This window comes from Pseudomonas sp. NPDC089530, assembly GCF_050280705.1.
In the GTDB taxonomy this organism is placed as follows: domain Bacteria; phylum Pseudomonadota; class Gammaproteobacteria; order Pseudomonadales; family Pseudomonadaceae; genus Aquipseudomonas.
Map to the genome: position 1 here is coordinate 19,493 of NZ_JBNNVU010000069.1, position 9,370 is coordinate 28,862.

General features: G+C 63.0%; 8 protein-coding genes. All 8 read left to right on the top strand.

Annotation, left to right across the window (positions count from 1 at the left end; genetic code table 11):
• Positions 1-2: 2 nt before the first annotated feature.
• Positions 3-1,139 (top strand): flagellar biosynthesis protein FlhB, encoded by a 1,137-nt coding sequence (flhB, locus tag ACQKQA_RS22160; RefSeq protein ID WP_427562408.1) that lies wholly within the window; start codon positions 3-5, stop codon positions 1,137-1,139.
• Between the two features lie 202 nt (positions 1,140-1,341).
• On the top strand, positions 1,342-3,471 hold the full coding sequence (gene flhA / locus ACQKQA_RS22165; protein WP_427562411.1) for a flagellar biosynthesis protein FlhA: 2,130 nt from the start codon (positions 1,342-1,344) through the stop codon (positions 3,469-3,471).
• A gap of 11 nt (positions 3,472-3,482) precedes the next feature.
• Positions 3,483-4,808 (top strand): flagellar biosynthesis protein FlhF, encoded by a 1,326-nt coding sequence (gene flhF / locus ACQKQA_RS22170; RefSeq protein WP_427562414.1) that lies wholly within the window; start codon positions 3,483-3,485, stop codon positions 4,806-4,808.
• A 118-nt stretch (positions 4,809-4,926) separates the two neighbouring features.
• Positions 4,927-5,757, top strand: a complete 831-nt coding sequence (gene fleN / locus ACQKQA_RS22175; RefSeq protein WP_007922506.1) for a flagellar synthesis regulator FleN — start codon at positions 4,927-4,929, stop codon at positions 5,755-5,757.
• On the top strand, positions 5,754-6,494 hold the full coding sequence (gene fliA, locus ACQKQA_RS22180) for an RNA polymerase sigma factor FliA (protein ID WP_427562418.1): 741 nt from the start codon (positions 5,754-5,756) through the stop codon (positions 6,492-6,494). Before fleN ends, fliA begins: the two co-directional genes overlap by 4 nt.
• A 159-nt stretch (positions 6,495-6,653) precedes the next feature.
• Positions 6,654-7,025 carry a chemotaxis response regulator CheY gene (locus ACQKQA_RS22185; protein ID WP_003183998.1) on the top strand — a complete coding sequence of 124 codons (372 nt, stop codon included), beginning with the start codon at positions 6,654-6,656 and terminating at the stop codon, positions 7,023-7,025.
• Positions 7,026-7,056: 31 nt separating this feature from the next.
• Positions 7,057-7,845 carry a protein phosphatase CheZ gene (locus tag ACQKQA_RS22190; RefSeq protein ID WP_427562422.1) on the top strand — a complete coding sequence of 263 codons (789 nt, stop codon included), beginning with the start codon at positions 7,057-7,059 and terminating at the stop codon, positions 7,843-7,845.
• A gap of 12 nt (positions 7,846-7,857) precedes the next feature.
• A partial coding sequence (locus ACQKQA_RS22195) for a chemotaxis protein CheA (RefSeq protein WP_427562424.1) occupies positions 7,858-9,370 on the top strand: 1,513 nt, incomplete at its 3' end.

Here is a 9,370-nt window from a genome sequence, read left to right on the forward strand (position 1 = left end):
GCATGGCTGAGAGCGAGAGCGGTCAGGACAAGACAGAAGACCCCACGGAGAAACGCAAGAAGGACTCCCGGGAAAAGGGGGAGATTGCCCGCTCCAAGGAGCTCAACACCCTGGCGATCACCATGATCGGCGCCGCCGGCCTGCTGATCTACGGTGCGGGGGTGGCGCAGGACCTGCTGGAAATCATGCGCCTGAACTTCTCCCTGCCGCGGGAAATGCTGCTCAGCCCTGGCGCCATGGGCTTGTACCTGCTGCATTCGGGCAAGATCGCGATCCTTGCCGCGATGCCGATCCTGATTCCCCTGGTGCTGGCGGCGCTGATCGGTCCCATTTCCCTGGGTGGCTGGCTGTTCTCCACCAAGAGCATGGCGCCCAAGTTCAGTCGCATGAACCCCCTCAGCGGGATGAAGCGTATGGCTTCCCCGACCTCGCTGATCGAGCTGGTCAAGGCCTTCGCCAAGTTCGTGGTGGTGCTCTTCGTCGCGCTGTCGGTGCTGTCTTCGGATATCGACGACTTTCTGCAGATCGCCCATGAGCCCTTGGAGCGGGCCATCGCCCACAGTGTCCGGCTGGTGGCCTGGAGTACCTTGTGGATGGCCTGCGGGCTGATCCTGATCGCGGCGGTGGACGTGCCGGTACAGCTGTACCAGAGCTACAAGAAACTGTTGATGACCAAGCAGGAAGTGCGGGACGAGCACAAGGACCAGGAGGGGCGGCCCGAGGTCAAACAGCGTATTCGCCAGACCCAGCGCGAGATGTCGCAGCGACGGATGATGGCGGCGATCCCCGAGGCGGATGTGGTCATCACCAACCCGACCCACTATGCGGTGGCGCTCAAGTACGACGCCGAGAAGGGCGGGGCACCGGTATTGCTGGCCAAGGGCACTGATTTCCTGGCGCTGAAGATTCGCGAGATCGCGGTGGCCAACGAGGTGCTGTTGCTGGAGTCGCCGGCGCTGGCGCGTTCGATCTACCACTCCACCGAGCTGGAGCAGGAAATTCCTGGCGGGCTCTATCTGGCGGTGGCCCAGGTGCTGGCCTACGTCTATCAGATTCGCCAGCACCAGGCCGGCAAGGGCAAGCGCCCCGAGCCCCTCAAGGATCTGCCGATTCCGCCGGATCTGCGCCGCGATTCCTGAGTTTCTCGAGTTGTGCAGGGTCGATGATCCTGCACGGCTCGAGCTGGCTCGCGATGGCGCTGAACGTGACTTTTGCAGTGGTTGATGGCGCAACGCCATAAATCAGTTCGAGCATCGGGCCAAAGTTGGAAAGCTTCTTGCAATACCCGCCCTGCGCCGCTTCCAGGCGTCAAAAGTTTGCTTTAGGGAACGGGGAATACCGGTGGATCGCTCTCAGTTAATCAGCACGGCTCGCACTAACCTGACTGAACTCAGTCGGGGGAACCTGGGTGTGCCGCTGTTGCTGCTGGTCATGCTGGCCATGATGATGCTGCCGGTGCCGCCGTTCCTGCTGGACGTGTTCTTCACCTTCAACATCGCGCTGTCGATCGTCGTGCTGCTGGTTTGCGTGTACGCCTTGCGGCCTCTGGATTTTGCGGTATTCCCCACCATCCTGCTGGTGGCGACCCTGTTGCGCCTGGCGCTGAACGTGGCGTCCACGCGGGTGGTGATGCTCCACGGCCAGGACGGCCACGCCGCCGCGGGCAAGGTGATCCAGGCCTTCGGCGAAGTGGTGATCGGCGGTAACTATGTGGTCGGTATCGTGGTGTTCGCGATCCTGATGATCATCAACTTCGTGGTGGTGACCAAGGGTGCCGGGCGTATCTCCGAGGTGAGCGCGCGCTTCACCCTCGATGCGATGCCGGGCAAGCAGATGGCCATCGACGCCGACCTCAACGCCGGCCTGATCGATCAGGCCCAGGCCAAGGCGCGGCGCCAGGAAGTGGCCCAGGAGGCCGAGTTCTACGGCTCCATGGACGGTGCCAGCAAGTTCGTCCGCGGCGACGCCATTGCCGGCCTGCTGATCCTGTTCATCAACCTGATCGGCGGTATGGCGGTCGGTATCTTCCAGCACAACATGTCCTTCGGCGATGCCGGCCGGGTGTACGCGCTGCTGACCATCGGTGACGGTTTGGTGGCGCAATTGCCGTCGCTGCTGCTGTCTACCGCGGCCGCGATCATGGTGACCCGTGCCTCCGGTTCCGAGGACATGGGCAAGCAGATCAACCGGCAGATGTTCGCCTCGCCCCGGGCCCTGGCCGTCGCTGCCGGCCTGATGGCGGTGATGGGCCTGGTGCCGGGCATGCCGCACTTTTCCTTCCTGAGCATGGCGGCCCTGGCGGCCGGCGCGGCGTACCTGTTCTGGAAGCGTCAGAACGTGGTCAAGGCCCGCGCCCTGGAAGAGGTCCAGCGCCAGCAGGACCTGCTGCCTTCGCCGGCCCGGGCCCTGGAAACCAAGGAGCTGGGTTGGGACGACGTGACCCAGATCGACATGATCGGCCTGGAAGTCGGCTACCGCCTGATTCCCCTGGTGGACCGCAACCAGGGCGGGCAATTGCTGGCACGGATCAAGGGCGTGCGCAAGAAGCTGTCCCAGGACCTGGGCTTCCTCATGCCGACCGTGCACATTCGCGACAACCTCGACCTGGCGCCGAGCGCCTACCGGCTGACCCTGATGGGGGTGATCCTGGCCGAGGCCGAGATCTACCCGGATCGCGAACTGGCGATCAACCCGGGGCAGGTCTACGGCTCGCTCAATGGCATCACCGCCAAAGATCCGGCCTTCGGCCTGGAGGCGGTCTGGATCGAGATCAGCCAGCGCGCCCAGGCGCAGTCGCTGGGTTACACCGTGGTCGACGCCAGTACTGTGGTCGCCACCCACCTCAACCAGATTCTGTACAAGCACTCCAGCGAGCTGATCGGCCACGAAGAAGTCCAGCAGCTCCTGCAATTGCTGGCCAAGGGCTCGCCAAAGCTGGCGGAAGAGCTGGTGCCGGGCGTTCTCTCCCTGTCCCAGTTGCTCAAGGTGCTGCAGGCGCTGCTGGCCGAACAGGTGCCGGTGCGGGATATCCGCAGCATCGCCGAAGCCATCGCGAACAATGCCGCCAAGAGTCAAGATACTGCCGCTCTGGTGGCGACCGTGCGCGTCGGATTGTCGCGCGCCATCGTGCAAAGCATTGTAGGGACTGAGTCTGAGCTGCCTGTGATCACCTTGGAACCAAGGTTGGAACAAATCTTGCTCAATAGTCTGCAGAAGGCAGGACAAGGCTCGGAAGAGGGCGTTCTGCTGGAGCCAAGCATGGCTGAGAAGCTGCAGCGTTCGTTGATCGAAGCCGCGCAGCGCCAGGAAATGCAAGGTCAACCGGTGATTCTGCTGGTAGCCGGTCCGGTTCGCGCGATGCTCTCGCGCTTCGGGCGCCTGGCGGTCCCGGGCTTGCACGTGTTGGCCTATCAGGAAATTCCCGACAACAAGCAAGTGACCATCGTTGCGACAGTAGGGCCCAACGGCTGAGGTAGTGGGTTATGCAAGTTAAGCGTTTTTTCGCCGCCGATATGCGTCAGGCCATGAAGCTGGTTCGTGATGAGCTGGGCGCCGACGCCGCCATCATTGGCAACCGCCGCATCGCCGGCGGTGTCGAACTGACGGCTGCCCTGGATTACAAGCTGTCGGCCCTGGCGCCCCGGGTGCCGAACATGGAGCTCGAGGACGAGCTGCGCAAGACTCAATCGCGCATCGTCACCGCCCAGGCCGAGCTGAGCCTGCGTGGCGATGGCGACACCAATGCCAACACCAATCGCCAGCTGTTCGCCGGCCTGCCGCTGACCGCCGCCGAGCCGCTGATCGAACCCACCTTCAGTGAGCCGCAGCGTCCGGCCCCGGTCGTCGCCGCGCCGGCCGCCGTCGATCCGCGGGCATTCGACTCGATGCGTTTCGAACTCAATGGCCTGCGCGAGCTGCTGGAAGTCCAGCTCGGTTCCCTGGCCTGGAGCCAGTTGCAAGGCAGCCGGCCCGAGCAGGCCAACCTCTGGCGGCGCCTGCAGCGTATCGGCCTGTCCGGTCCGCTGGCCCGCGACCTGCTGGCGCTGATCACGGACATCGACGAGCCTCGCCAGGCCTGGCGCATGCTGCTGGCCCACCTGGCGCGGATGATCGTGATCCCGGAAGCCGAGCCGCTGGAAGAGGGCGGTGTGATCGCCATGGTCGGCCCCGCCGGCATGGGCAAGACCACCACCCTGGCCAAGCTGGCGGCCCGCTACGTTCTCAAGTACGGCGCACAGAACATCGCGCTGGTGAGCATGGACAGCTACCGCATCGGCGCCCAGGAGCAGCTCAAGACCCTGGGCCGCATCCTCAATGTCTCGGTGACCCATGTCGACCCGGGCCAGTCCCTGGCCCAGGCCCTCGATCCGCTGCTGCGCAAGCGCGTGGTGCTGATCGATACTGCCGGTCTGCAAGCCAGCGACCCGGCCCTGCGCATGCAGCTGGAAAGCCTGGCCGGTCGCGGGATCCGCGCAAAAAATTATCTGGTCTTGGCAACCACCAGCCAGAAACAGGTTCTAACCGCCGCATACCACAGCTACAAGCGTTGCGGGCTGGCCGGCTGCATCCTGACTAAACTGGATGAAACCGCCAGCCTTGGTGAGGTGCTGAGCCTGGCGATCAGTCACGAACTCCCCGTTGCCTATCTGACCGATGGCCCACGGATTCCAGACGATCTGCACTTGCCGCGCCGGCACCAGCTGGTCAGTCGTGCGGTGAGCGTGCAGATGCAGGAAGAACCCAGCGAAGAAGCCATGGCCGACATGTTCGCTGACCTCTACCACAACCCGGCCAAACGGGTGGGCTGAGGGATTCATGAAAAGATTGCAATGTACCTACATCGATGGTCTGCCAGGCATTGTTCCGTTGGTGAACGCGCAGCCAGTTATGTGGCCCCGTCTAAGTAAGACAAGGTAAAGAAAGAACATGGGCAGCATGCATCCCGTACAGGTGATCGCGGTGACCGGCGGCAAAGGTGGCGTCGGCAAGACTAACGTGTCAGTGAACTTGTCCCTGGCCCTAGCGGAGCTCGGTCGGCGCGTCATGCTGCTGGACGCCGACCTGGGGCTGGCGAACGTCGACGTCCTGCTGGGTCTGACGCCCAAACGGACCCTTGCCGATGTCATCGAAGGCCGCTGCGAGCTGCGCGACGTGCTGCTGCAGGGGCCGGGCGGCATCCGTATCGTGCCGGCGGCGTCCGGCACCCAGAGCATGGTGCACCTGAGCCCGGCGCAGCATGCCGGTCTGATCCAGGCCTTCAGCGATATCGGCGACAACCTCGACGTACTGGTGATCGACACCGCTGCGGGTATCGGTGACTCGGTAGTCAGTTTTGTCCGCGCCGCCCAGGAAGTGCTGCTGGTGGTCTGCGACGAGCCGACCTCGATCACCGATGCCTACGCGCTGATCAAGCTGCTCAATCGCGATTACGGCATGAACCGCTTCCGCGTGCTCGCCAACATGGCGCAGAGCCCCCAGGAAGGTCGCAACCTGTTCGCCAAGTTGACCAAGGTCACTGATCGCTTCCTGGACGTGGCTCTACAATACGTCGGCGCCGTGCCTTACGACGAATGCGTGCGCAAGGCCGTGCAAAAGCAGCGTGCGGTCTATGAGGCGTTTCCCCGTTCGAAGTGCGCGCTGGCCTTCAAGGCCATTGCACAGAAAGTCGATACCTGGCCATTGCCGGCCAACCCACGTGGGCATCTGGAATTTTTCGTCGAGCGACTCGTGCATCAAACAGCGGGACCGGTGCTATGAGCGCCAGCGGCTTCAATCTTTACCGCAAGTCGGCACGTGACAGCCAGTACGAACTGATCGAGCGCTATGCGCCGCTGGTCAAGCGTATTGCCTATCACCTGCTGGCGCGCTTGCCGGCCAGCGTCCAGGTCGAGGACCTGATCCAGGCCGGGATGATCGGCCTGCTCGAAGTGTCGACCAAGTACGACGCGAGCAAGGGCGCGAGTTTCGAGACCTACGCGGGTATCCGTATCCGTGGGGCGATGCTCGACGAGGTGCGTAAAGGTGACTGGGCGCCGCGTTCGGTGCATCGCAATACCCGGATGGTGAGTGACGCGATCCGCGCAATTGAAGCTAAAACCGGTCGCGACGCTAAAGATCATGAAGTTGCGGCCGAACTTCAATTGAGTCTCGATGATTATTACGGGATTTTGAACGACACCTTGGGCAGTCGCCTGTTCAGCTTCGACGACCTGTTGCAGGACGGCGAGCATGAAGGGCTGCATGAGGATGGCGCGAGTGCTCATCTCGAGCCGTCGCGCGACCTGGAGGACGAACGTTTCCAGGCTGCGCTGGCGGATGCGATTGCCAATTTGCCGGAGCGTGAGCGACTGGTCTTGGCGCTGTACTACGACGAAGAGCTGAATCTCAAGGAAATCGGTGAGGTCCTGGGGGTCAGCGAATCGCGGGTCAGCCAGTTACACAGCCAGTGCGCGGCCCGTTTGCGGGGGCGTTTGGGGGAGTGGCGAGCGCGCTGACAGGCAGTGTGGGGACACTGCGGACGAGACTGGCACGAGGTTGTCGGTCTTGCGGCGTGTATTCCATGCAGTCGTTGAGTGCTCTGCCTGATTGATTGAATGGCGCGTCCAGGTGCTGGACGCGTTTAAGACTGCTTGGAGGTCGAATTGGACAAGAACATGAAAATCCTCATCGTTGATGACTTCTCAACGATGCGGCGGATCATCAAGAACCTGTTGCGTGACCTGGGGTTCACCAACACGGTCGAGGCCGACGATGGCACCACCGCCATTCCGGTTCTCAACAGTGGGAGCATCGACTTTCTGGTAACGGACTGGAACATGCCTGGCATGACCGGTATCGATCTGCTGCGCCACGTGCGCGCCGATGAAAAACTCAAGCACCTGCCGGTACTCATGGTGACCGCTGAAGCCAAGCGCGAACAGATCATCGAAGCGGCCCAGGCCGGAGTAAACGGCTACGTGGTCAAGCCCTTCACGGCCCAGGCGTTGAAAGAGAAGATCGAGAAGATCTTCGAACGCATTGGTTGATGCGTGGAACCATTCCGCCACGGGGGGAGCTATGGAGCACAACGAATCTTCATTGGGCGATTTTGAATCGACCCTGAAAAAACATGCAGTGGAACTGGTCGACAGCCTTGAAAAGGGCAAGTTCGGCGAAGCAGTGCAACTGATCCATGAGCTCAACCAGACCCGTGACCGCGGCCTGTACCGGGAAGTCGGCAAGCTCACCCGCGAGCTGCATAGCGCCATCGTCAATTTTCAGATTGACCCGCATATGCCGCAAGCCGAGGAAGTTTCACAGATCACGGATGCCACCGAGCGCCTGTCCTATGTGGTCAGGCTGACCGAGGCCGCGGCCAACCGCACCATGGACCTGGTAGAGAGCGCCACCCCGTTGGTCAACGGCCTGAGCAGCGAAGCCCAGGCCCTGAGCGCCGACTGGGGACGTTTCATGCGCCGCGAACTGGGCGCGGAAGAGTTCCGCGATCTGGCCCGCCGCGTGGATGGTTTCCTGACCCGTAGCGAGCAGGAAACGCGCGCGGTCTCGAGCAACCTCAACGACATTCTGTTGGCGCAGGACTACCAGGACCTGACCGGTCAGGTGATCAAGCGCGTGACCCAGTTGGTCACCGAAGTCGAGAGCAATCTGCTCAAACTGGTCCTGATGGCCAGTCAGGTCGATCGTTTTGCCGGTATCGAACATGACCGCGCGGCGATCCTCGCTGAAAAAGATCCGCAAAAACATCTGGCCAAGGGTGAAGGTCCGCAGATTCATGCCGATAAACGTGAAGACGTTGTATCCGGTCAGGACGATGTCGACGATTTGCTTTCCAGCCTTGGATTCTAGGAGCACCCATACATGAGCTTCGGCGCCGATGAAGAGATCCTTCAGGATTTTCTGGTTGAGGCCGGCGAGATTCTAGAGCAACTGTCCGAACAACTGGTCGAGCTGGAAAGCCGGCCAGACGATGCGGACCTGCTCAACGCAATTTTTCGCGGTTTTCACACTGTAAAAGGGGGCGCCGGCTTCCTCCAGCTCAACGAGCTGGTGGAGTGCTGCCACATCGCCGAAAACGTTTTCGACATCCTGCGCAAGGGTGAGCGTCGCGTCGACGCGGAACTGATGGACGTGGTGCTCGAAGCGCTAGACGCGGTGAACGGCATGTTCGGCCAGGTCCGCGAGCGTACCGAGATTACCGCCGCCACCCCGGAACTGCTGGCTGCCCTGGCCCGTCTGGCCGAGCCTGCCGGAGCCGAGGAGGTCGCCGAGCCGGCGGCCGAAGTCGAAATGGCCGCCGAGCCGGTGGCTGAGCCGGTCGCTGAAAGCGAATCGGGCGATATCACCGACAGCGAGTTCGAGCAGTTGCTCGATTCGCTCAATGCCGCCAAGACCGAGGCCCAGGCCCCGGCCGCTGCACCCGTAGCCGAAGGCGAAGCGGCCAGCGACGAAATTACCGATGACGAGTTCGAGTCGCTGCTCGATCAGTTGCATGGCAAGGGCCAGTTCGCAGCGGATGCGGTGGCGCCTTCGGCCGCCGCGCCTGCGGCGGAAAAGGCCGCGGCCAGCGACGAAATCACCGACGACGAATTCGAAGACCTGCTGGACCAGTTGCACGGCAAAGGCAACTTTGCGGTCGATGCGCTGGAGTCCGCGGTGGCCGCGGCGGTACCGCCGGCTGCGCCAAGCGCGGCGGCCGCCGGTAGCGACCTGATCACCGACCAGGAATTCGAATCCCTGCTCGACGAGCTGCATGGCAAGGGCAAGTTCTCCGAAGCGCCGGGCGCTGCGGCGGCGGTCGGCAGCGCAACCGCTGCTGCGGCCCCAGCACCCGCCGCCGTGGCCCAGCCGGCCGCGAAGAAGCCCGAGGCCAAGGCCGAAGCGCCGAAGCCGGCTCCAGCGGCGGCTGCCCCGGCGCCCGCCCGGGCTCCGGCAGCAGCCCGTGCTCCAGCGGCGCCCCCGGCGGAAAAACCGGTCAGCGAAGCTGAAACCACGGTGCGGGTCGATACCGCGCGCCTGGACGAAATCATGAACATGGTCGGCGAGCTGGTGCTGGTGCGTAACCGCCTGGTGCGCCTGGGCCTCAACAGCGGCGACGAAGCCATGTCCAAGGCCGTGTCGAACCTCGACGTGGTCACGGCCGACCTGCAGACCGCGGTGATGAAGACCCGGATGCAGCCGATCAAGAAGGTCTTCGGGCGCTTCCCGCGCCTGGTTCGCGACCTGGCTCGCCAGCTCAAGAAAGAGATCAACCTGGAGCTCGTCGGCGAAGAGACCGACCTCGACAAGAACCTCGTCGAGGCCCTGGCCGACCCGCTGGTGCACTTGGTGCGCAACGCTGTCGACCACGGTATCGAGTCGCCGGAAGAGCGCG

Coding starts and splice junctions, on each gene's coding strand:
- flhB (WP_427562408.1), top strand. CDS start 3: ATGGCTGAGAGCGAGAGCGGTCAGGACAAGACAGAAGACCCCACGGAG.
- flhF (WP_427562414.1), top strand. CDS start 3,483: ATGCAAGTTAAGCGTTTTTTCGCCGCCGATATGCGTCAGGCCATGAAG.
- fleN (WP_007922506.1), top strand. CDS start 4,927: ATGGGCAGCATGCATCCCGTACAGGTGATCGCGGTGACCGGCGGCAAA.
- fliA (WP_427562418.1), top strand. CDS start 5,754: ATGAGCGCCAGCGGCTTCAATCTTTACCGCAAGTCGGCACGTGACAGC.
- ACQKQA_RS22185 (WP_003183998.1), top strand. CDS start 6,654: ATGAAAATCCTCATCGTTGATGACTTCTCAACGATGCGGCGGATCATC.
- ACQKQA_RS22190 (WP_427562422.1), top strand. CDS start 7,057: ATGGAGCACAACGAATCTTCATTGGGCGATTTTGAATCGACCCTGAAA.